The 22511-nt window shown below is 55.8% G+C and carries 18 protein-coding genes; 10 read left to right on the top strand and 8 right to left on the bottom strand.

Features of this window, described 5'->3' with window-relative positions; genetic code table 11:
* The first annotated feature begins 10 nt into the window (after positions 1-10).
* Both aceF and lpdA read left to right on the top strand, forming a co-directional pair.
* Positions 11-1906 carry a pyruvate dehydrogenase complex dihydrolipoyllysine-residue acetyltransferase gene (aceF, locus tag MOQ06_RS13975; protein WP_242173601.1) on the top strand — a complete coding sequence of 632 codons (1896 nt, stop codon included), beginning with the start codon at positions 11-13 and terminating at the stop codon, positions 1904-1906.
* 197 nt (positions 1907-2103) lie between these two features.
* On the top strand, positions 2104-3528 hold the full coding sequence (lpdA, locus tag MOQ06_RS13970; protein ID WP_148420169.1) for a dihydrolipoyl dehydrogenase: 1425 nt from the start codon (positions 2104-2106) through the stop codon (positions 3526-3528).
* A 53-nt stretch (positions 3529-3581) separates the two neighbouring features.
* Here lpdA and MOQ06_RS13965 read toward each other — a convergent pair whose 3' ends face one another.
* Together MOQ06_RS13965 and MOQ06_RS13960 are read right to left on the bottom strand one after the other, a co-directional pair.
* A complete protein-coding gene (locus tag MOQ06_RS13965; RefSeq protein ID WP_193355780.1) occupies positions 3582-4373 on the bottom strand; it encodes a DUF2950 family protein in 792 nt (263 codons plus the stop codon).
* Positions 4374-4383: 10 nt separating this feature from the next.
* Entirely contained in the window at positions 4384-5904 is a 1521-nt protein-coding gene (locus MOQ06_RS13960; RefSeq protein ID WP_242173599.1) for a DUF3300 domain-containing protein, read from the bottom strand.
* 891 nt (positions 5905-6795) lie between these two features.
* Here MOQ06_RS13960 and acnB point away from each other — a divergent pair.
* Together acnB and yacL are read left to right on the top strand one after the other, a co-directional pair.
* Positions 6796-9393: a bifunctional aconitate hydratase 2/2-methylisocitrate dehydratase gene (gene acnB, locus MOQ06_RS13955; protein ID WP_148420099.1), complete on the top strand. Its 2598-nt coding sequence runs from the start codon at positions 6796-6798 to the stop codon at positions 9391-9393.
* Between the two features lie 182 nt (positions 9394-9575).
* Entirely contained in the window at positions 9576-9938 is a 363-nt protein-coding gene (gene yacL / locus MOQ06_RS13950; RefSeq protein ID WP_148420100.1) for a protein YacL, read from the top strand.
* Positions 9939-9968: 30 nt separating this feature from the next.
* Here the strand turns inward: yacL and speD are convergent, their stop codons facing one another.
* The 3 genes from speD to MOQ06_RS13935 form a co-directional block, all read right to left on the bottom strand.
* Positions 9969-10763: an adenosylmethionine decarboxylase gene (speD, locus tag MOQ06_RS13945; protein ID WP_148420101.1), complete on the bottom strand. Its 795-nt coding sequence runs from the start codon at positions 10761-10763 to the stop codon at positions 9969-9971.
* The gene (gene speE, locus MOQ06_RS13940; RefSeq protein ID WP_148420102.1) at positions 10764-11633 is read right to left on the bottom strand and encodes a polyamine aminopropyltransferase; all 870 of its coding nucleotides are present in this window, start codon (positions 11631-11633) and stop codon (positions 10764-10766) included.
* Positions 11634-11734: 101 nt separating this feature from the next.
* Entirely contained in the window at positions 11735-12082 is a 348-nt protein-coding gene (locus MOQ06_RS13935) for a YacC family pilotin-like protein (protein ID WP_148420103.1), read from the bottom strand.
* Positions 12083-12227: 145 nt separating this feature from the next.
* Between MOQ06_RS13935 and cueO the strand changes: the two genes are divergently transcribed.
* Positions 12228-13787 carry a multicopper oxidase CueO gene (cueO, locus tag MOQ06_RS13930; protein ID WP_242173597.1) on the top strand — a complete coding sequence of 520 codons (1560 nt, stop codon included), beginning with the start codon at positions 12228-12230 and terminating at the stop codon, positions 13785-13787.
* Positions 13788-13922: 135 nt separating this feature from the next.
* Here cueO and MOQ06_RS13925 read toward each other — a convergent pair whose 3' ends face one another.
* Positions 13923-16313 carry a glucose/quinate/shikimate family membrane-bound PQQ-dependent dehydrogenase gene (locus MOQ06_RS13925; RefSeq protein WP_193355775.1) on the bottom strand — a complete coding sequence of 797 codons (2391 nt, stop codon included), beginning with the start codon at positions 16311-16313 and terminating at the stop codon, positions 13923-13925.
* A 206-nt stretch (positions 16314-16519) separates the two neighbouring features.
* On the opposite strand from MOQ06_RS13925, the gene hpt reads away from it, so the two are divergent.
* The gene (hpt, locus tag MOQ06_RS13920; RefSeq protein WP_148420106.1) at positions 16520-17056 is read left to right on the top strand and encodes a hypoxanthine phosphoribosyltransferase; all 537 of its coding nucleotides are present in this window, start codon (positions 16520-16522) and stop codon (positions 17054-17056) included.
* Between the two features lie 60 nt (positions 17057-17116).
* Here the strand turns inward: hpt and can are convergent, their stop codons facing one another.
* A complete protein-coding gene (can, locus tag MOQ06_RS13915) occupies positions 17117-17779 on the bottom strand; it encodes a carbonate dehydratase (RefSeq protein WP_148420107.1) in 663 nt (220 codons plus the stop codon).
* 107 nt (positions 17780-17886) lie between these two features.
* Here can and MOQ06_RS13910 point away from each other — a divergent pair, with 107 nt between their 5' ends.
* From MOQ06_RS13910 to MOQ06_RS13895, 4 genes are all read left to right on the top strand, one after another.
* Entirely contained in the window at positions 17887-18813 is a 927-nt protein-coding gene (locus MOQ06_RS13910; RefSeq protein WP_148420108.1) for an ABC transporter ATP-binding protein, read from the top strand.
* Entirely contained in the window at positions 18810-19580 is a 771-nt protein-coding gene (locus tag MOQ06_RS13905) for an ABC transporter permease (RefSeq protein WP_176608694.1), read from the top strand. The genes MOQ06_RS13910 and MOQ06_RS13905 overlap by 4 nt, the downstream gene beginning before the upstream one ends.
* A gap of 105 nt (positions 19581-19685) precedes the next feature.
* Entirely contained in the window at positions 19686-20126 is a 441-nt protein-coding gene (locus MOQ06_RS13900) for a PTS sugar transporter subunit IIA (protein WP_176608693.1), read from the top strand.
* 63 nt (positions 20127-20189) lie between these two features.
* Complete coding sequence (locus MOQ06_RS13895; RefSeq protein ID WP_242173595.1) at positions 20190-21437, top strand: polysaccharide deacetylase family protein; 1248 nt, start codon at positions 20190-20192, stop codon at positions 21435-21437.
* On the opposite strand, the gene MOQ06_RS13890 is transcribed toward MOQ06_RS13895, so the two are convergent.
* Complete coding sequence (locus MOQ06_RS13890; RefSeq protein WP_242173593.1) at positions 21438-22511, bottom strand: fimbrial protein StkG; 1074 nt, start codon at positions 22509-22511, stop codon at positions 21438-21440. It abuts the gene before it with no gap.

Below are 22511 nucleotides of genomic sequence, written 5' to 3'. Positions count from 1 at the left end.
TAAAAGAATAATGGCTATCGAAATCAATGTACCGGACATCGGGGCTGATGAAGTTGAAATCACCGAGATCCTGGTCAAAGTGGGCGACAAAGTTGAAGCTGAACAGTCGCTGATCACCGTAGAAGGCGACAAAGCCTCTATGGAAGTCCCGTCTCCTCAGGCTGGCATCGTTAAAGAGATCAAAGTCTCTGTTGGCGATAAAACCGAGACCGGCAAACTGATCATGATTTTCGATTCCGCCGACGGTGCAGCAGCAGTTGCACCTGCGCAGGAAGAGAAGAAAGAAGCCGCTCCGGCCGCCGCTGCTCCAGCAGCTGCCGCGAGCGCGAAAGAAGTTAACGTGCCTGACATCGGCGGTGACGAAGTTGAAGTCACTGAAATCCTGGTGAAAGTGGGCGACACCGTTGCGGCCGAGCAGTCTCTGATCACCGTAGAAGGCGATAAAGCCTCTATGGAAGTGCCGGCGCCGTTCGCGGGCACCGTTAAAGAGATCAAGATCAACACCGGTGACAAAGTGTCTACCGGCTCGCTGATCATGGTCTTCGAAGTGGCGGGTGCTGCACCTGCCGCTGCGCCAGCTCAGGCTGCTGCTCCGGCTCCTGCGGCTGCACCAGCAGCAGGCGGCGTGAAAGACGTTAACGTTCCTGACATCGGCGGTGACGAAGTTGAAGTGACCGAAGTGATGGTGAAAGTGGGCGATAAAGTTGCCGCTGAACAGTCACTGATCACCGTTGAAGGCGACAAGGCTTCCATGGAAGTGCCTGCGCCGTTCGCCGGTACCGTTAAAGAGATCAAAATCAGCACCGGCGATAAAGTGTCTACCGGCTCCCTGATTATGGTCTTCGAAGTGGAAGGCGCTGCGCCTGCCGCAGCTCCGGCTGCCGCGGCTGCTCCGGCACCTGCTGCTGCACCGGCTCAGGCTGCTAAACCAGCGGCACCTGCTGCGAAAGCGGAAGGCAAGTCTGAGTTCGCTGAAAACGACGCGTACGTCCACGCCACCCCGCTGATTCGTCGCCTGGCGCGCGAGTTTGGCGTGAACCTGGCGAAAGTGAAAGGGACCGGCCGTAAAGGTCGTATCCTGCGCGAAGACGTTCAGGCTTACGTGAAAGACGCGGTGAAACGCGCTGAAGCTGCACCAGCTGCAGCCGCTGGCGGCGGTATCCCGGGCATGCTGCCATGGCCGAAAGTGGACTTCAGCAAGTTCGGTGAAATCGAAGAAGTTGAACTGGGCCGTATCCAGAAAATCTCTGGTGCAAACCTGAGCCGTAACTGGGTGATGATCCCGCACGTTACGCACTTCGATAAGACCGATATCACCGATCTGGAAGCGTTCCGTAAACAGCAGAACGCCGAAGCCGAGAAGCGTAAGCTGGACGTGAAATTCACCCCAGTGGTCTTCATCATGAAAGCCGTTGCCGCTGCTCTTGAGCAGATGCCACGCTTCAACAGCTCCCTGTCCGAAGACGGCCAGAAGCTGACGCTGAAGAAATACATCAACATCGGTGTTGCGGTTGATACGCCAAATGGTCTGGTTGTTCCGGTCTTCAAGGACGTGAACAAGAAGAGCATTACCGAGCTGTCCCGTGAACTGACCACCATCTCCAAAAAAGCGCGTGATGGTAAGCTGACTGCCGGCGAAATGCAGGGCGGCTGCTTCACTATCTCCAGCATCGGCGGCCTGGGTACCACCCACTTCGCGCCGATCGTGAACGCGCCGGAAGTGGCTATCCTCGGTGTGTCCAAGTCCGCGATGGAGCCGGTGTGGAATGGCAAAGAGTTCGTGCCGCGTCTGATGATGCCAATCTCTCTGTCCTTCGACCACCGCGTGATCGACGGTGCTGATGGTGCGCGTTTCATCACCATCATCAACAACACCCTGAGCGACATTCGCCGCCTGGTGATGTAAGTGAAAAGCCGGCCAGTCGGCCGGCTTTTTTCTGTTAATCTCATGTAGTCTGTGAGGTTATAAGCGAAAGCGACAATTCGTGAGCCGTTTGTTGTTTCAAAATTGTTAACAATTTTGTAAAATACGGGCGGATAGAACGTCCCGGTGGATGAAGGGCGACAAGTACCTGGACCGCCGGAAATCAATAAGAGGTCATGATGAGTACTGAAATCAAAACTCAGGTCGTGGTACTTGGGGCAGGTCCCGCAGGTTACTCTGCAGCCTTCCGTTGCGCTGATTTAGGTCTGGAAACCGTCATCGTAGAACGTTACAACACCCTTGGTGGTGTTTGTCTGAACGTAGGTTGTATCCCTTCTAAAGCGCTGCTGCACGTAGCGAAAGTTATCGAAGAGGCCAAAGCGCTGGCTGAACACGGTATCGTCTTCGGCGAGCCGAAAACCGATATCGACAAAATCCGTACCTGGAAAGAGAAAGTTATCACTCAGCTGACCGGTGGTCTGGCTGGCATGGCGAAAGGCCGTAAAGTGAAAGTGGTCAACGGTCTGGGTAAATTCACCGGTGCGAACACCCTGGAAGTGGAAGGCGAAAACGGCAAAACCGTGATCAACTTCGACAACGCGATCATCGCGGCAGGCTCTCGCCCAATCGAACTGCCGTTCATTCCACATGAAGATCCGCGCGTGTGGGATTCCACCGATGCTCTGGAGCTGAAAACCGTTCCAAAACGTCTGCTGGTTATGGGCGGCGGTATCATCGGTCTGGAAATGGGTACCGTGTACCATGCGCTGGGTTCAGACATTGACGTGGTTGAAATGTTCGACCAGGTTATTCCAGCTGCTGACAAAGACATCGTTAAAGTCTTCACCAAACGCATCAGCAAGAAATTCAACCTGATGCTGGAAACCAAAGTGACTGCCGTTGAAGCGAAAGAAGACGGTATTTACGTTTCCATGGAAGGCAAAAAAGCGCCAGCAGAACCACAGCGTTACGACGCCGTGCTGGTGGCTATCGGCCGTGTGCCGAACGGTAAAAACCTCGACGCGGGCAAAGCTGGCGTGGAAGTGGACGACCGTGGCTTCATCCGCGTTGACAAGCAGCTGCGCACTAACGTGCCGCACATCTTTGCTATCGGCGATATCGTCGGTCAGCCAATGCTGGCGCACAAAGGTGTTCACGAAGGTCACGTTGCCGCTGAAGTTATCGCCGGCATGAAGCACTACTTCGACCCGAAAGTGATCCCATCTATCGCCTACACCGAGCCAGAAGTGGCATGGGTGGGGTTGACCGAGAAAGAAGCGAAAGAGAAAGGCATCAGCTACGAAACCGCCACCTTCCCGTGGGCTGCTTCTGGCCGTGCTATCGCTTCCGACTGCGCAGACGGTATGACCAAACTGATCTTCGACAAAGAGACTCACCGCGTCATCGGTGGTGCGATTGTCGGTACCAACGGCGGTGAGCTGCTGGGTGAGATCGGTCTGGCGATTGAAATGGGCTGTGACGCGGAAGACATCGCGCTGACCATCCACGCTCACCCAACTCTGCACGAGTCCGTGGGCCTGGCGGCAGAAGTGTTTGAAGGTAGCATCACCGACCTGCCAAACGCGAAAGCGAAGAAGAAGTAAGTTTCTTCAGATAAAAAAAAGCGGCTACGGGCCGCTTTTTTTATGTGCTGGATTCAGGGAGCTACGGGCTGCCAGGTTTTATCCAGGTGATATGACGCAAGCGCCTGCGCTTGCTGCGCTGATTCATTACCGAGGTTGGCCTCATAAACCCGATCGTCCTGGTTTATCACAAAGCTCATTACCCCCGTCTGGCCATAGCTCACGGGCCAGGCAATCATGGCAAATCCATTGTTCTCCGGCAGGATGCGAAAGTGATAGCCGTGGTAGCCAGCACCCGGCTCCTTCGGGCTAAACGCCGGGCCAAGCGGGCTTGGCGCTTCGCCGGGCGACACGGGCCAGTACAACCCATCCTTTTTTCCTTCAGCGCTGACAATTTTCTGCGCGTACTTCTGGTTCATTGCAAAATAGCGCTGCTGGGCATCCACGTAGGCATGTAATGCGCCAATGGCCGCGAGTTCGTTGCGCCCGATTTCGCGGGTCAGGATCTCGTCACCGGCTTTCTGCATATCAAACTGCCAGCCTGCGGCGGTTTTAATCAACGGAATCGGAAGCTGCCAGTCGTTATCGCCCACCACCAGATGCGCCACATCGCCATCGATCACTGTTTTATGTTGGATCTTCCAGTCTCGCAGGAAGCGATCGACGGCATCCGGATCGACCCCTTCCGGCGGCAGGACGTCGCGCCAGTGTTCACCGAGCAGCGTGTTCATTGCGGTTTCGTTTTGCTCGCGAATGGCGTCTGCCAGCGCGCGGGTGGCCCGATCCGGCGAGCTGAAGGATTGCTGCGCCATGACCGTCGCCGACACCATGAGCAACACCATGGTGCTGAGTAATTTACTTTTCATGTCGGCTCCCTTAACGATGATGAAATTCGCGGTGTTCCGCGCGTTCGACAGAGCGCTGGCGAGGCAGCTGCTGGTGCGCCGAGAGCTGACGGCTTTGCGCGCCTCGCTGCTGCTGTGCTTGCCAGCTACCGGAGCGGCTGTCATTGCCGCTCAACGCATTGGCACGGTGCACCCTGGCCGGCTGCTGCGCCGACTGTGCAACTCGCTTCCCGACAGCCTGATGATTTTCACGCACCGGTGTAGCCGTCCGTTTTACGGTTTGCGGCCGGGTGTCGTACCCACGATAGCTATTGCGCTGCGAAATCTGCTTCAGCTGTTGCGCTGAGGCGAGACGCCGGGCATCCCGCGTTCCGGTATGCGCCGACGGTGTAAAGGTTTTACCCGTCGATTTTTCCATCTGGCTGAGCGCCGCCTGGCGCTGGCTGTCGCGACTGGCCGGCGTTCGCTGCGTCGCGCTTAGTCCGGTAGCGGCGTTTGTGGAATGGAAACGGCTAGCCAGCTGGTTAGTCGGGTAAGGCACACCTTCCCGATACGCCGGGTTGTGCTGCCAGGTACGGTTGTCGCCGTTCAGGCGCAGTCCGCCAATCTTGTTGAAATTATCCACGTTGATATTGATGTTGTTGTCGCCGTTGCGGTTATAGCCGCCATGGTGGTCCCAGTCATCATCATGATGGTGGTGATCCCAGTCATCGTCGTCATCCCAGTCGATATTGCTGAAAATAGCGTAGGTTGTTGTGACCCCGAGGCTGAAGCCTAAACCTTTAACCAGGCTGTCGGTAAATTGCTCGCCGGGCGAGGGCGGGAGATATACCGGCGGGTAAGCGGCGTTAGGCCAGGTGCCGTAAACCGTATTCGGGTTATACGTCGGGACGTAAACCACCTGCGGATCGGTGGATTCAATCTTAATCACCGTCGGAGAGGTGGTCGTTTCCGCTGTCGTGGTTGATGCCGTTGTTTTTGCCGGGGCAGGTTTTGTGACGGTAGTGACCGTCTGCTGCGGCGTTGATTGTAAGGCGCCGGTCTTTTGTGCCAGCGCGCGCAGGCGTTGGACGGAATCCATGACATCCTTCGGTTGAGCGAGAAACGCATCCCCCAGATTTTGTACCCACGGCGGGTTTTCACCCATCAGCGACATCAGCTGAGGAAACGCGACCAGCGATTTTACGCTGGGATCCCACGGCTGGCCGGCAACCGCCTGAATGGCGGCATCACCCTGCATTTTAGGGTTGTCCTTTGACCACTGCGCCGCCTGAATAACGTTAGACGGGTAGGTGGACGCCATGAAAATTTGCGACAGCAGGGCGTCCGGATAAAGCGCGACGGGGGCAACCCACTGATCGATTTGCGCGGCGGTGTAGGCCGGTGCGACAACCGGTGCGGACTGGGCTGGCGGTGCTGTGGGTTGTTGTGCCGCCGGAGCAGCGGGGGCAGGCTCCGTCGTGCGGCTTTTAACGAACATGGTGCCTGAGGCGGCAAACAGCCCCGCACTGCAAAGCAGAACAAGAAGATGTGGTTTAAATGGCAACTTCATAAATTGACTCCAGCGAGACGAGTGCAGTGCCGTGAGGCGTTGCGGTTGGCGTGAGTATTATTCACTCGCCTTTTACTGTTTTGACTTTTGTTGGGGAGCTGCCGGTACGTCCGGATAAAGAGTGTGAGTATTTATTACACAATTATATGTGATAGCTGAAAAGCCGCTGGGATATCAGAAGGCCGCTCTTGCGAGCGGCCAGCAGCTAGTTGCCGAGGTTGACAACAAACAGCACCGTGATGTCGGATATGTTCCAGCCACCGTGCAGTGCCGTAAGCAGTAAACCGAGCACAACGATCAGCGCAGTGATTCGCATCTCCATTGCGTGCGTTCCTGTACAGGCTACGCGGGTTCATTCTTCACCGGGAAAGGCAGAACCTGGCAAATTGGGATTGCCGCGTAGGTTACGGAACTGCTCCCGGGCCCGGTGACTGGTTGCTACACCAGCGAAGCAGGCCGAGGAGAAGAGTAATCGACTCGGTGGTAATTCAGAAGGCTAAAAATGAAGTTAAAAGTGTTTTCATTCGAAACAGGAAGACGCTACGCAAAACTGACATGATGGCTTGCAAGCCAGCGGGTTGTGATGCAAAATTCATCGCGTTGGGATTGCCGCAAATCTGCCAACCCGGTGTGCTACCACCGCAAGGCAACAAATAAACCGCTTTCAGGCGGTTTTTTTGTTGCCAAATTTCCCCTCGGCTGCCCTCTACACCATGCTTAACGATTCAGCAAATTTTTTAATGTTGCTTTTTTGTAAACAGATTAACACTGTGCAGAAATCCTGCTATGCTGCCCGACGCGGTATCGGGCATTTACCCTACAAACTGCTGTCTCACAGGAGCGTGAAGAGAACGCCCGCCGCATATGACAATGAGAGCGAGGAGAACCGTCGTGCTAGAAGAATACCGTAAGCACGTAGCAGAACGTGCCGCCGAGGGAATTGTACCCAAACCTTTAGATGCAACCCAAATGGCCGCGCTCGTCGAGCTGCTGAAGAACCCGCCCAAGGGCGAAGAAGAATTCCTGTTAGATCTGCTGATCAACCGCGTACCGCCTGGCGTAGATGAAGCTGCCTACGTAAAAGCCGGATTCCTTGCCGCCGTTGCCAAAGGCGAAGCCACCTCCCCACTGGTTACTCCTGAAAAAGCGATTGAACTGCTCGGCACCATGCAGGGCGGCTATAACATTCATCCGCTGATTGACGCGCTGGATAACGATAAGCTGGCGCCAATTGCTGCCAAAGCGCTCTCTTCAACGCTGCTGATGTTCGATAACTTCTACGATGTGGAAGAAAAAGCCAAAGCGGGCAACGTTTACGCGAAGCAGGTGATGCAGTCATGGGCTGATGCCGAATGGTTCCTGAACCGTCCAGCGCTGGCTGAAAAAATTACCGTTACCGTCTTTAAGGTGACCGGTGAAACCAACACCGACGATCTCTCTCCGGCACCGGACGCGTGGTCTCGCCCGGATATCCCGCTGCACGCCCTGGCGATGCTGAAAAACGCCCGTGAAGGTATCGAACCGGATCAGCCAGGCGTGGTCGGCCCGATCAAACAGATCGAAGCCCTGCAACAGAAAGGTTTCCCGCTGGCTTACGTCGGCGACGTTGTGGGTACCGGATCTTCCCGTAAATCCGCGACCAACTCCGTGCTGTGGTTTATGGGTGACGATATTCCGCACGTGCCGAACAAGCGCGGCGGCGGCCTGTGCCTCGGCGGTAAAATCGCTCCGATCTTCTTTAACACCATGGAAGATGCGGGCGCGCTGCCGATTGAAGTGGACGTGAGCAACCTGAACATGGGCGACGTGATTGACGTTTACCCGTTCAAGGGCGAAGTGCGTAACCACGAAACCAACGAACTGCTGGCAAGCTTCGAGCTGAAAACTGACGTGCTGATCGACGAAGTGCGCGCCGGTGGCCGTATCCCGCTGATCATCGGTCGTGGCCTGACCACCAAAGCGCGCGAAGCGCTGGGTCTGCCGCACTCGGACGTTTTCCGTCAGGCGAAAGACGTGGCGGAAAGCAATCGCGGCTTCTCGCTGGCGCAGAAAATGGTTGGCCGCGCGTGTGGCGTAGCGGGCATCCGTCCTGGCGCATACTGTGAGCCGAAGATGACCTCCGTCGGTTCTCAGGACACCACCGGGCCGATGACCCGTGACGAGCTGAAAGACCTCGCGTGCCTGGGCTTCTCTTCTGACCTGGTGATGCAGTCCTTCTGCCACACGGCGGCGTATCCGAAGCCGGTTGACGTGACCACGCACCACACGCTGCCTGACTTCATCATGAACCGCGGCGGCGTGTCGCTGCGCCCGGGCGATGGCGTGATCCACTCCTGGCTGAACCGCATGCTGCTGCCGGATACCGTGGGCACCGGCGGTGACTCCCATACCCGTTTCCCGATTGGTATCTCCTTCCCGGCGGGCTCCGGCCTGGTGGCGTTTGCCGCGGCGACCGGCGTGATGCCTCTCGACATGCCAGAGTCCGTGCTGGTGCGCTTTAAGGGCAAAATGCAGCCGGGCATCACGCTGCGTGACCTGGTTCATGCGATCCCGCTGTATGCCATCAAACAGGGTCTGCTGACCGTTGAGAAGAAGGGTAAGAAAAACATCTTCTCTGGCCGCATCCTGGAAATTGAAGGGCTGCCGGATCTGAAGGTAGAGCAGGCGTTTGAGCTGACCGATGCCTCCGCTGAGCGTTCTGCGGCAGGCTGCACCATCAAGCTGAACAAAGAGCCGATTATTGAGTACCTGACCTCCAACATCGTGTTGCTGAAGTGGATGATTGCAGAAGGCTATGGCGACCGCCGTACGCTGGAGCGTCGTATTCAGGGCATGGAGAAATGGCTGGCGGATCCGCAGCTGCTGGAAGCCGACGCTGACGCGGAGTACGCGGCGGTAATCGACATCGATCTGGCGGATATCAAAGAGCCAATCCTGTGTGCGCCGAACGATCCTGACGATGCGCGTCTGCTCTCTGACGTGCAGGGCGACAAGATCGACGAAGTGTTCATCGGCTCCTGTATGACCAACATCGGCCACTTCCGCGCCGCGGGTAAACTGCTGGATACCCACAAAGGCCAGCTGCCGACCCGCCTGTGGGTGGCGCCGCCAACCCGTATGGACGCGGCGCAGCTGACGGAAGAGGGATATTACAGCGTGTTCGGTAAGAGCGGGGCGCGTATCGAAATCCCTGGCTGTTCCCTGTGTATGGGCAACCAGGCGCGCGTGGCCGATGGTGCGACGGTGGTCTCCACCTCTACCCGTAACTTCCCGAACCGTTTGGGGACCGGCGCGAACGTCTACCTGGCCTCTGCGGAGCTGGCGGCGGTTGCCGCGCTGATTGGCAAACTGCCAACGCCTGAAGAGTACCAGACCTTTGTCGCGCAGGTGGATAAGACGGCGGTGGATACCTATCGCTATCTCAACTTCGACCAGCTCTCTCAGTACACCGAGAAGGCTGACGGGGTGATCTTCCAGACCGCGGTATAAAAACCACCCCCTCACCCCTAACCCCTCTCCCCAAAGGGGCGAGGGGGATTATATTCCCTCTCCCTTTGGGAGAGGGCCAGGGTGAGGGGTATTTTTTTATTTTCATTCCTCCCACTTCTCCCGCTTTTTTTCTTCCTCTCTGCTGCGATAATTACCCTAATGGCTTTGCAGAGGAAAACGCTATGGATTACGAATTTTTGCGTGATATCACCGGAGTGGTGAAAGTGCGTATGTCGATGGGGCACGAAGCCGTTGGACACTGGTTTAACGAAGAGGTGAAAGAGAACCTCGCGCTGCTGGATGAAGTTGAACAGGCGGCGAGTACGGTAAAAGGCAGTGAGCGCTCCTGGCAACGCGCCGGGCACGAATACACCCTGTGGATGGATGGCGAAGAGGTGATGGTGCGCGCCAACCAGCTGGAGTTTTCGGGTGATGAGATGGAAGAGGGGATGAGCTACTACGATGAAGAGAGCCTGTCGCTGTGCGGCGTGGAGGACTTCCTGAAAGTGGTAAATGCCTACCGTGAATTCATGAAGCAGAAGTAACTCCCGAAGCGTCCCTGCTTCGGGCAATGTTTACACGGTCGGAATATTGCGGCCGTAGTAGATCTCGCGCATCTCTTTCCAGAGTAGGTCGGTTATGACCTTTCGCTCTTCTTCGCTTAAATCTTCTGGCTTCGTGTGGAACATGTAGTGCTTAAGGTCAAATTCCTTAAGCAGCATCTTGGTGTGGAAGATGTTCTCCTGGTACACGTTCACGTCCATCATGTCGTACAGCGACTTTATGTCCTCGGACATAAAGTTCTGGATGGAGTTGATCTCGTGATCGATGAAGTGCTTCATGCCGTTGATATCACGGGTAAAGCCGCGCACGCGATAATCAATGGTGACGATGTCCGACTCCAGCTGGTGGATGAGGTAGTTCAGCGCATTCAGCGGTGAAATCACCCCGCAGGTCGACACTTCTATATCCGCGCGGAAGGTACACAGCCCGCCTTCCGGGTGGCTTTCCGGGTAGGTATGAACGCAGATATGGCTTTTATCAAGGTGGGCGACAACCACTTCCGGCAGCGGGCCGGGGTGCTCGGTTTTATCAATAAGCTTTGGGTCAACCGGCTCCTCGCTCACCAGAATGGTGACGCTCGCCCCCTGGGGCTCGTAATCCTGACGCGCAATGTTCAGGATATTCGCGCCGATAATCGAACAGGTCTCTGACAGGATCTCGGTCAGACGGTTGGCGTTGTAGAGTTCATCGATATAGGCGATATAACCATCGCGCTCTTCTGCCGTTTTGGCGTAGCAGATATCGTAAATACAAAAACTCAGGCTTTTGGTCAGATTATTAAAGCCATGCAGTTTAAGCTTTTTCAATTAGTTCACCTCCTTTGAGGACAGCGCGTCTTGCAGATATTGTGGCAACGCAAAGGCTGCGGTGTGGATGGCCGGATTGTAGTATCGGCACGTCAGTGCGGCCTGGTGGAAGCGGGCCTGAACGATCTCGGTTGAGAGATGGCGCAATACGTCGTTATCCGTCGCCCAGGCAAAGGTCATGATCCCGCCGTAGTAGGTGGGGATCGCCGCCTGATAGAAGCTGACGTCGCTAAAATAGGTGCTCAGCTTACGGTGGCTATCAAGCGCCTCATCCTGCTGCAGGAAGCACACCCCGTTTTGCGCCACGAAAATGCCGCCCGGCTTCAGGCAGCGCTTGCAGCCTTCGTAAAACGAGGAGGTAAACAGCGACGCGCCCGGGCCGATAGGGTCGGTACAGTCAGAGATAATCACATCAAACGTTTGCGTGGTCTGGTTAACGAAATTAACGCCGTCGTCGATAACCAGGTTGAAGCGCGGATCGTCATAGCTGCCGGCATTGTGGTTTGGCAGGTACTGGCGGCAGAACGACACCACGCCCGCATCGATTTCCACCATGGTGATGGTTTCAACATTCTTATGGCGGGACACTTCACGCAGCATTGCGCCATCGCCGCCGCCGATAATCAGCACGTGCTTCGCGTGGCCGTGGGCCAGCAGCGGGACGTGGGTCATCATTTCGTGATAGATAAACTCGTCGCGCTCGGTGGTTTGCACCACGCCGTCCAGCGCCATCACGCGGCCAAAGGCGGCGTTTTCGAAGATTATCAGATCCTGATGATCGGTTTTCTCATGATAGAGCACGTTATCCACGGCAAAATACTGACCAAACTGGTCATGCAGCGTTTCTTGCCATACCGTTTTATCGGTCATGGGGAGCACCTCCTTCGTTAACATCCATTACTTCCGGCAGATGGGCGCAACACAAAACCGCCGTGAAGCGGTTAGCGGGTCAACAGGGGGCGTCGGGAAGGTTACTTCACGTAGGCGAGCAGGCTGAGCGAATCGCGAGCCAGCGCTTTGCATTTTTTAGCAGTGGGAATGCCAATACCGCTTAAATCGCGATAGCTGTCTTCACCGAGCGCCTTCATGTCGAAGCTGTCGTAGTTGCTGAGGTCCCATTGGTTCTGCTGGGCAAAAAAGACCAGTGCGCGACGAATTTGCCCATTGGGTAAATTCTGGTAACCACAATCGTTTTTCAGAAAAACAAAAACTGCCGTCAGATCGGCCATATCCTCCGCTTCGTTTTCACTTAGCGCATAGCTGTTCGCACACATCGCCATCAGGCTGGCGAACATAATTGTTCTGAAAAACGTCTTCATTGCCTTTACCACTGCATCACGGAAAATTAACGTTAGCATACTTGATGCCAGGCCGACGATCTTTATTATTGCCGCCGTGCTTGACCTTCCGGTAAGGGGAGGGTTTATGCTCAAAAGATCGCCTGCTGGAAATAAGGAAATGCACATGCAACGTCGTGATTTTTTGAAATATTCTGCCGCGCTGGGGGTTGCCAGCGCATTACCTCTCTGGAGTCGCGCTGTTTTTGCCGCGGACAGACCCGCTTTACCCATCCCTGAATTACTCACCGCAGATGCCCGCAGCCGCATCCAGCTTGTGGTGCAGTCCGGTAAAACCACGTTCGGCAAGCACGCCGCGACGACGTGGGGCTATAACGGCAATCTGCTCGGCCCGGCGTTGCAGTTACGCAAAGGGAAGGCGGTGACGGTAGACATCCATAACACGCTGGGTGAAGAGACCACGCTGCACTGGCACGGGCTGGAAGTTCCGGGCGAAGTGGACGGTGGTCCCCAGGGCGTAATCAGGGCCGGAGGGCATCGCAGCGTGACCTTTACCCCGCAACAGCGCGCGGCGACCTGCTGGTTCCACCCGCACCAGCATGGCAAGACGGGCCATCAGGTGGCGATGGGGCTGGCCGGGCTGGTGCTGATTGAGGACGACGAGAGCCGCCTGCTGCGCCTGCCAAAACAGTGGGGCATCGACGATGTGCCGGTGATTGTGCAGGACAAAAAGTTCAGCGCTGACGGGCAAATTGACTATCAGCTGGACGTGATGAGCGCGGCGGTGGGCTGGTTTGGCGATACGCTGCTGACCAACGGAGCGATTTACCCGCAGCATGCCGCCCCGAAAGGCTGGCTGCGCTTACGCCTGCTTAACGGCTGTAACGCCCGCTCGCTGAACTTCGCCACCAGCGATAAACGTCCGCTTTACGTAGTGGCAAGCGACGGCGGCCTGCTGCCGGAGCCGGTGAAGGTGAGCGAGCTGCCGATGCTAATGGGCGAGCGCTTCGAGGTGCTGGTGGATATCAGCGATGGCAAAGCGTTTGACCTTGTGACGCTGCCGGTCAGCCAGATGGGGATGGCCGTTGCGCCGTTCGATAAGCCGCATCCGGTGTTGCGCATTCAGCCTCTGCAGATTACTGCCTCTGGCACGCTGCCGGATAGCTTAACCACCCTGCCAGCACTCCCTTCGCTTGACGGGCTTACGCAGCGCAAGCTTCAGCTCTCCATGGATCCGATGCTCGACATGATGGGCATGCAGGCGCTGATGAAAAAGTATGGCAATCAGGCCATGGCCGGGATGCACCATGGTCAGATGATGGGCCATATGAACATGGATCACGGCAGGATGGGCGGCATGGATCACGGCGGTCACGGGTTTGATTTTCACAACGCCAATATGATCAACGGCAAAGCGTTCGATATGAACACGCCGATGTTCGCCGCCGCGAAGGGACAGTTCGAGCGCTGGGTGATTTCAGGCGAAGGCGACATGATGCTGCACCCGTTCCATATCCACGGCACGCAGTTCCGCATTCTTACTGAAAACGGTAAAGCGCCGGACGCGCATCGCGCGGGCTGGAAAGATACGGTGAGAGTGGAGGGCGGCGTCAGCGAGGTGCTGGTGAAGTTTGACCACGAGGCGCCGAAGGAGTTTGCCTATATGGCGCACTGCCATCTGCTGGAGCATGAGGATACGGGGATGATGCTGGGGTTCACTGTTTAAAACAGTGCGGCCTGATGCCCTCACCCTGACCCTCTCCCAAAGGGAGAGGGAACAGACACAAAAACGGCAACCGAAGTTGCCGTTTTGCATATTTCTGTAGGCCGGGTAAGGCGTAGCCGCCACCCGGCTTTTCAGTTACTTGTTTTCGTCAGGCAACGCATACGCGACAATATAGTCGCCCATCTTCGTGCCAAACGAACCGTGACCGCCCGCAGAGATGACGACGTACTGCTTGCCGTTCACTTCATAGGTCATCGGCGTTGCCTGTCCACCGGCTGGCAGACGGCCTTGCCACAGCTTCTCACCGTTGGTCATGTTGTACGCGCGCAGATAGTTATCTGCGGTTGCCGCGATGAACAGCACGTTACCGGCGGTGGAGATAGGGCCACCCAGCATTGGCATACCCATGTTGAACGGCACCGGAACCGGCATCGGGAACGGCATGCTGTCCTGTGGCGTACCAATACGTTTCTTCCAGACAATCTTGTTGGTCTTCAGATCCAGACCGGAGATGTAACCCCAGGCAGGCTGTTTACACGGCAGACCGAACGGAGAGAGGAACGGGTTCAGGGTCACGCCAAACGGTACGCCATACTGCGGCTGGATACCGGCTTCGGTACCGCTGCCTTTTGCATCCTTCGGCTGCTCCATTGGGTTACCCGGACCGCGTGGGATCAGGCGGGATACGAACGGCAGCGCCATTGGGTTAGCGATAGCGACCTGACGGTTAGGATCTACGGAGATCCCACCCCACTCGAACATCCCCAGGTTACCCGGGAAGACCAGCGTACCCTGCTCTGAAGGCGGGGTGAAAATCCCTTCGTAGCGCAGCTGATGGAACATCACGCGGCATACCAGCTGGTCAAACATGGTGGCACCCCACATGTCTGCACCGCTGAGGTCTTTTTCCGGACGGAAGCTCAGGTCAGAGAACGGCTGCGTTTTGGTGACGTAGTCGCCTTTGGCGGCACCCTGCGGAACCGGTTTTTCCGGCGCAGGCACAACCAGCTTACCGTTGCTGCGATCCAGCACGAAGATGTTGCCGGTTTTCGCCGGGGCATAAATTACCGGTACGGTTTTGCCGTTCACGGTAATGTCCGCCAGCGTCGGCTGGGACGGCATATCCATATCCCACAGATCGTGGTGAACGGTCTGATAGCTCCATGCCAGCTTACCGGTGGTTGCGTTCAGCGCCACGATGGAGCTGGCGTAACGTTCCTGCTCCGGCGTACGGTTACCGCCCCAGATATCCGGCGTGGTCACACCCATCGGCAGGTAGACCAGATCCAGCTTCGCGTCATACGCGGCCGGTGCCCACGAGTTCGGTGAGTTGAAGGTAAAGGTGTGTTCATCAGACGGGATCGCGTTTGGATCTTTCGCGCCCGGGTCGAAGGCCCACAGCAGCTTACCGGTGTTCACGTCAAAACCGCGGATAACGCCAGAGGTTTCACGGGTAGAGAAGTTATCGGTTACCGAACCGGCAATCACGATGGTTTTATCGGTGATGATCGGTGGGGAGGTTGGTTCATACAGACCCGGCGTGGTGTCCGGCATGTTGGTCTGCAGGTTCAGGATACCTTTATTCGCGAAGGTCTCGCACAGCTTGCCGGTTTCAGCGTTGATAGCAAACAGGCGGCCATCGTTCACCGGCAGCATAATGCGGCGAGGGCAGTCGGCGATGACTTCCGGGCTGGCATTGTCAGCGCGCGCTTCGTGGTAAGAAACGCCGCGGCAGGTGATGTGCTGGAACGACGGATTGGAGTTCAGCTGCGGATCGAAGTGCCATTTCTCTTTACCGGTGGCCGCGTCGAGCGCGAACAGACGCTGGTGCGCCGTACACAGGTAGAGCATGTTGCCCACTTTAATCGGGGTGACTTCGTTGGTCAGCTCACCCGGATCGTTCGGCATCTTCAGGTCGCCGGTGCGGAATACCCAGGCTTCCTTCAGGTTTTTCACGTTGTCCGCGTTGATCTGCTTCAGCGGAGAGTAACGCTGACCTTCCTGATTACGACCATAGGCTGGCCAGTCGCCGTCGGCCACCTGCGAGATAGCCGCAGCAGGCGTGGATTCCGTGTTCAGCGTACCGTGAATTTCCTGCGGATCGTTGAACCCGGCCCAGGTCAGAATGCCGCCGCTGATCAGCAGGGCAACGACCAGGCCGGCCACGGCGCCGCTGGACGGAACGATCAGGCGTCGCCAGACAAACGGCAGGATCAGCCAGATACCAAAGAAGACCAGAATGTCGCTGCGCGGCGTGAGCGCCCAGAAATCGAACCCGACCTCCCAGACGCCCCAGATCATGGTCGCGAGCAGCAGTGCCGCGTAAAGCCACAGGGCAGATTGTTTTCTGCGCAAGAGCAGAACGGTTACGCCAACCATAACCAGACCCGCAATCGGGTAGTACCAGGAGCCGCCAATAGCGACCAGCCAGACGCCACCGATTAACAAATACAGCGCGCAGAATGCGGCAAACGCGGCTGTTAATGTCACCAGTAAACGCGGCTGCTTAGTTTTTGTTTCAGCCATAGAAAAATACTCGTCAGTTTTGTTAATTATTTGCTAGCAATTAATTATAGGTATTAACAAGTGTGATCGGAATCACAATATTTGCTTTTTATAACTCATACGCCAGGCTTAGCCATTTGCTGATATAATGGCTGGCTTGCGTTTCGATGCCGGAATAATAGTCACCAGCATTGAGAGATTTTCATTAAAATCATGTGGTTAGTAATATGAAACATACTGTTGAAGTGATGATCCCGGAAGCCGAGATCAAAGCGCGTATCGCCGAACTGGGTCGTCAAATCACCGAACATTACAAGGACAGCGGCAGCGAAATGGTGCTGGTTGGTCTGTTGCGTGGCTCCTTCATGTTCATGGCAGACCTGTGCCGTGAAGTGCAGGTGTCGCACGAAGTCGATTTTATGACCGCCTCCAGCTACGGCAGCGGCATGTCCACAACCCGTGATGTGAAAATCCTGAAAGATCTGGATGAAGATATTCGTGGCAAAGACGTGTTAATCGTTGAAGACATCATCGACTCCGGCAACACGCTCTCTAAGGTACGCGAGATCCTGAGCCTGCGTGGGCCAAAATCCCTGGCGATCTGCACGCTGCTGGACAAACCTGAGCGTCGTGAAGTGCAGGTGCCGGTGGAGTTCGTCGGGTTTTCTATCCCGGATGAATTTGTGGTGGGCTACGGCATTGATTACGCTCAGCGTTATCGCCATCTGCCATACGTTGGGAAGGTTGTGATTCTGGACGAGTAGTGCGGTCTGATGTCCTTAGCCTGGCCCTCTCCCTGTGGGAGAGGGAGAAAACCTACTGCTTTACTTATGGTTAACGTGCTTGAGCTTGAGGTTGGCAATCCCTGAACGGTAACGCTGCTCCAGGGTTTCGCGGTTGGTCGCGGTCACTTCCAGATTGCGCAGCAGGCCATCATGAATACCGTATGCCCACCCGTGAATCGAGACCTTTTGCCCGCGTTTCCATGCCGACTGCATAATGGTAGAGTGGCCCAGGTTATAGACCTGTTCCATCACGTTCAGCTCGCACAGGGTGTCGAGACGACGCTCCTGCGGCATTTCACCCAGCAGTGAGCTATGTTTGAACCAGATATCGCGGATGTGCAGCAGCCAGTTATCGATCAGCCCCAGCTCCTGGTTCTCAATGGCCGACTGTACGCCGCCGCAGCCGTAATGGCCGCAAATAATGATGTGCTCGACCTCCAGAACGTCCACGGCATACTGAACGACCGAAAGGCAGTTAAGATCGGTATGGATCACCAGGTTAGCAACATTACGGTGAACAAACAGTTCGCCGGGTTCAAGACCGGTCAGACGTTCGGCGGGGACGCGGCTGTCGGAACATCCAATCCAGAGAAAGCGCGGGTTCTGCGCTTGTGCTAGTTTTCCAAAAAATCCGGGGTCTTCCTCCACCAGCATTTTTGACCATAGTGCATTGTTGCTGATGAGTGTATCTATGTCGTTCATGGAGGTTAGCGACCTGTAACCAAGTGATTGCGTTGCGCTACTATAGGGTAACCCGACTTTTAATGAAACCACACAACGTGTGTCAGAACTTAAGGTAAGTTGAATTCATGGCGATTGCACTGGAGCTTGAACAGCTCAAAAAAACCTATCCCGGCGGCGTTCAGGCGCTACGCGGGATAGATCTCAAAGTCGAGGCGGGCGATTTCTACGCCCTTCTGGGGCCGAACGGGGCGGGGAAATCCACCACTATCGGGATTATCAGCTCTCTGGTGAACAAAACCTCCGGCCGCGTCAGCGTATTTGGCTACGATCTGCAAAAAGATGTGGTCAACGCCAAGCGTCAGCTGGGGCTGGTGCCGCAGGAGTTCAACTTCAACCCGTTTGAAACGGTGCAGCAGATTGTTGTTAACCAGGCGGGGTACTACGGCGTTGAGCGTAAAGAGGCCCTTGAGCGTAGCGAAAAATACCTCAGGCAGCTCGACCTGTGGGAGAAGCGTAACGAGCGTGCGCGGATGCTGTCCGGCGGCATGAAGCGCCGCCTGATGATTGCCCGCGCGCTGATGCATGAACCGAAGCTGCTTATTCTCGATGAACCAACCGCAGGCGTGGATATTGAACTGCGTCGTTCCATGTGGGGATTCCTGAAGGATCTGAACGATAAGGGCACCACCATCATTCTGACCACGCACTATCTTGAAGAGGCGGAAATGCTGTGCCGCAACATCGGCATCATTCAGCACGGCGAGCTGGTGGAAAACACCTCGATGAAGAATCTGCTCTCCAAGCTGAAGTCAGAGACCTTTATCCTCGATCTGGCGGCGAAAAGCGCGCTGCCGAAGCTCGAGGGCTACAACTATCGCCTGGTGGATACCTCGACGCTAGAAGTGGAAGTGCTGCGCGAGCAGGGCATCAACAGCGTGTTCTCACAGCTGAGCGCGCAGGGTATTCAGGTGTTAAGCATGCGCAACAAAGCAAACCGACTGGAAGAGCTGTTTGTCTCTCTGGTGCACGACAAACAAGGAGACAAGGCATGACGCATCTTTACTGGGTCGCGCTGAAAAGCATCTGGGCGAAAGAGATCAACCGCTTTATGCGCATCTGGGTGCAAACCCTGGTACCGCCGGTTATCACCATGACCCTTTACTTCATCATTTTCGGTAACCTGATTGGTTCCCGCATTGGTGAGATGCACGGCTTTACCTATATGCAGTTTATCGTGCCGGGCCTGATCATGATGGCGGTGATCACCAACGCTTACGCAAACGTTGCGTCGTCGTTCTTTAGCGCCAAGTTCCAGCGTAACATTGAAGAGCTGCTGGTGGCGCCGGTGCCAACGCATGTGATCATCGCCGGTTACGTCGGCGGCGGCGTGGCGCGCGGCCTGTGCGTGGGGATCCTGGTGACGGCCATTTCGCTGTTCTTCGTCCCGTTCCAGGTTCATTCGTGGCTGTTCGTCGCGCTGACGCTGCTGCTGACCGCAATCCTGTTCTCGCTGGCCGGACTGCTGAACGCTGTGTTCGCCAAAACGTTTGACGATATTAGCCTGATCCCGACCTTCGTGCTGACGCCGCTGACCTATCTTGGCGGGGTGTTCTACTCCCTGACGCTGCTGCCGCCGTTCTGGCAGGCGCTGTCGCACCTGAACCCGATTGTCTACATGATCAGCGGTTTCCGCTTTGGTTTCCTCGGCATTACTGATGTGCCGCTGTTTACTACCGTAATGGTGCTGGTGGTCTTTATCGTGGCGTTCTATTTGCTGTGCTGGTATCTGATCCAGCGCGGGCGCGGTCTGCGCAGCTAATCCTCAGCCCGGCAACGTTCCGTTTGCCGGGCACTTTCTTTGACAGTTATCACCGTAAACTAACCTTCACTCGGCTAAACTACTTGCCTGCTAAGGAGAGACGTTATGCTGGGATGGGTTATCACCTGCCACGATGAACAGGCACAGGTTATGCTGGATAAGCTGGAAGCCAGATTTGGCCCCCTGGCGCAGTGTCGTGCGGTCAATTACTGGCGCGGATTAAGCACCAACATGCTTAGCCGCATGATGTGCGACGCGCTGCATGAAACCGACTCCGGCGATGGTGTGATTTTTCTCACCGACAGGTCCGGCGCGGCGCCTTACCGCGCGGCTGCCCTGATGAGCCACAAGCACGACAGCTGTGAAGTGATCTCCGGTATCAGCCTGCCTTTGCTCGAAGCCATGTACCCGCTTCGCGCATCATTAAGCAGTGCCGAGTTTCGTCACGCCATTGTGGCGCAGGGGGCGCCGGGGGTGAGCAGCCTGTGGCACCAGCAGCAGAAGAACCCACCTTTCGTTCTGCTTCACGATCTGTATAAGCATTAAACATTGGTATTGATGCCGCTTTTGCTACAATAGCGACTGATTTTCCGTGTCGATTTATATCCCATGCTCAAGCGCGTTATCTTTATCCTGTTGCTGCTGGTTTCCGGTGGGGCATCTGCCAGCCTGACAACGCAGCAGGGGCTTCCTTCCCAATATATGCAAACCACTGAGGATGCGGCCATCTGGGCGCAGGTGGGCAACGCCGTGGTGAACGTGGGCAATGTCCGCGCCGGGCAGATCCTCGCCGTTTTTCCGGCGGCGGCTGACTACTACGAGTTTCGTTTTGGATTCGGTACCGGGTTTATTGATAAAGACCACCTGGAGAAAGTGCAGGGTAAGCAGCGCGTGGAGGACAGCCTGGGCGATCTGAACAAGCCGCTCAGCAATCAAAATCTCATCACATGGAAAGACACGCCCGTCTACAACGCCCCCAGCAGCGGAAGTGCGCCGTTTGGCACCCTTAGCGCCAACCTGCGTTATCCGATCCTGAATAAACTTAAAGACCGCCTGAATCAGACCTGGTATCAGATCCGCATTGGTAATCGTCTGGCGTGGATAAGCAGCCTGGACGCGCAGGAGGATAACGGTCTGCCGGTACTGACCTACCACCATATTTTGCGTGATGAAGAGAACACGCGCTTTCGACACACGTCAACCACCACCAGCGTGCGCGCGTTCAATAACCAGATGGCCTGGCTGCGTGACCAGGGATATACCACCCTGACGATGTATCAGCTGGAAGGGTACGTGCGTAACAAACTGAATCTGCCTGCCAAATCGGTGGCGATCACCTTTGATGACGGGCTGAAATCAGTGAGCCGCTACGCTTACCCTGTTCTGAAAGAGTACGGTTTCAACGCCACGGCGTTTATTATCTCATCCCGCATTAAGAGACATCCGCAGAAATGGGATCCTAAATCGCTACAGTTTATGAGCATTCAGGAGCTTAAGGGCATCCAGGACGTGTTTGATATTCAGTCCCATACGCACTTCCTGCATCGGGTGGACGGGTATAAACATCCGATTTTACTGAGCCGCAGCTATCACGTGATTTTGTTTGATTTTGAACGCTCGCGCCGGGCGCTGGCGCAGTTTAACCCGCGCGTGCTGTATCTCTCATACCCGTTTGGCGGCTACGACAATAAAGCGATAAAGGCCGCGAACGACGCCGGTTTTCATCTGGCGGTGACAACGATGAAGGGGAAGGTAAAGCCGGGGGATAATCCGTTCTTGCTGAAGCGCCTGTATATCTTAAGAACGGATTCGCTGGAGACCATGTCGCGGCTGGTCAGTAACCAGCCGCAGGGATAGCTATTCGTAGGTGAACTGCAAGGTGCCGATGGCGCTGAACGTGCCTGAGGTGACTTTTTCTGTACCAGACTTAACTAACCGGGCCGTAAGTAACCGGCTGAATAATGCAATGGTAGTGTTCTCGCTCGTGCTGTAGCTGTTAGTTGAGTTTGGTACAACCTGGCTGTTGTCCGGCCACTTCAGTAACACGCCTACGCCTTTTGCCGCGTTCGAGGATGCGGTGTTGGCGAGCAGAGAGCCATCGGTCCCGGTTGTCTTACTGGTGGTTAACGTCATGGTGATTTTACGGGTGTTGGTGCAATTTCCGGACACCACCGCATACGCGTTTAGCGTGTTATCGTTCTCAATATCGGATACACCATAATCCCCCAGGTCTACGGTTTTAGGGGCCGTGAGCGTGCAGGTCGGTTTTTCTATGGGTGTTGCGAATGCCATATCGGCGATGCTGATGGTTGTGCCTGGATGGTCATCATTAGGCGCATAGGGATCGCCAATACCAAAGTCTCCGATTGTCCCTCCTGCAGGGCCAACAGAGATTACTTCTGCGGGAACGCCGGCAAAGCTGGGAAGCTGATAAAACTCGACCGCGGCCTCCCAGGTCTGGTATTGCAATAATTCATCCTGATCTTCCATATGCAACGTCAGAAACCAGCTTGTGCTGGGGGCAAAATAGGCCGTAACCCCTGTACCTTTTGTTCTAAACGCCAGCGCATAAGCAATGCCGGTGACATTGGTTTTGAATAAGGCTTTTCCGTCAACGCTGCCAACCTGCAGGTTAGGTCGTGTTGCGGTGAAGATGTTTTCTCCATGCTGTCCACCTGAGCATACGCTCATTAACCGGGGGGTTAGACTTAAGGGATAGAGTGAACTGATTTTTGTAGGCGCGGTGACGGCATCAACGGCTCTCAGCGTTGGTTTTCCACCCGTGAAATCGCCAACCGCACGTGGCTTAGCACTACCAACCTGGCACTCCTCGGCGGCATGGGCGTAAAAGGCGCTCATGGTTAAAAGCATAAATAAAATGATAAAACCGTTAAAACGTGGGGACACTGTTATCCCAGGACGCTGTGCCAT

This window comes from Enterobacter sp. I4 (genome assembly GCF_022669095.1).
GTDB lineage: Bacteria > Pseudomonadota > Gammaproteobacteria > Enterobacterales > Enterobacteriaceae > Enterobacter > Enterobacter pasteurii.
This window is presented reverse-complemented; position numbering and strand designations above follow the sequence as displayed.

Bases quoted from the DNA above. Each gene is read 5' to 3' on its own strand.
- aceF (WP_242173601.1), top strand. From the start codon at position 11: ATGGCTATCGAAATCAATGTACCGGACATCGGGGCTGATGAAGTTGAA.
- lpdA (WP_148420169.1), top strand. From the start codon at position 2,104: ATGAGTACTGAAATCAAAACTCAGGTCGTGGTACTTGGGGCAGGTCCC.
- MOQ06_RS13965 (WP_193355780.1), bottom strand. From the start codon at position 4,373: ATGAAAAGTAAATTACTCAGCACCATGGTGTTGCTCATGGTGTCGGCG.
- MOQ06_RS13960 (WP_242173599.1), bottom strand. From the start codon at position 5,904: ATGAAGTTGCCATTTAAACCACATCTTCTTGTTCTGCTTTGCAGTGCG.
- yacL (WP_148420100.1), top strand. From the start codon at position 9,576: ATGGATTACGAATTTTTGCGTGATATCACCGGAGTGGTGAAAGTGCGT.
- speE (WP_148420102.1), bottom strand. From the start codon at position 11,633: ATGACCGATAAAACGGTATGGCAAGAAACGCTGCATGACCAGTTTGGT.
- MOQ06_RS13935 (WP_148420103.1), bottom strand. From the start codon at position 12,082: ATGAAGACGTTTTTCAGAACAATTATGTTCGCCAGCCTGATGGCGATG.
- cueO (WP_242173597.1), top strand. From the start codon at position 12,228: ATGCAACGTCGTGATTTTTTGAAATATTCTGCCGCGCTGGGGGTTGCC.
- MOQ06_RS13925 (WP_193355775.1), bottom strand. From the start codon at position 16,313: ATGGCTGAAACAAAAACTAAGCAGCCGCGTTTACTGGTGACATTAACA.
- hpt (WP_148420106.1), top strand. From the start codon at position 16,520: ATGAAACATACTGTTGAAGTGATGATCCCGGAAGCCGAGATCAAAGCG.
- can (WP_148420107.1), bottom strand. From the start codon at position 17,779: ATGAACGACATAGATACACTCATCAGCAACAATGCACTATGGTCAAAA.
- MOQ06_RS13910 (WP_148420108.1), top strand. From the start codon at position 17,887: ATGGCGATTGCACTGGAGCTTGAACAGCTCAAAAAAACCTATCCCGGC.
- MOQ06_RS13905 (WP_176608694.1), top strand. From the start codon at position 18,810: ATGACGCATCTTTACTGGGTCGCGCTGAAAAGCATCTGGGCGAAAGAG.
- MOQ06_RS13900 (WP_176608693.1), top strand. From the start codon at position 19,686: ATGCTGGGATGGGTTATCACCTGCCACGATGAACAGGCACAGGTTATG.
- MOQ06_RS13895 (WP_242173595.1), top strand. From the start codon at position 20,190: ATGCTCAAGCGCGTTATCTTTATCCTGTTGCTGCTGGTTTCCGGTGGG.
- MOQ06_RS13890 (WP_242173593.1), bottom strand. From the start codon at position 22,511: ATGGCACAGCGTCCTGGGATAACAGTGTCCCCACGTTTTAACGGTTTT.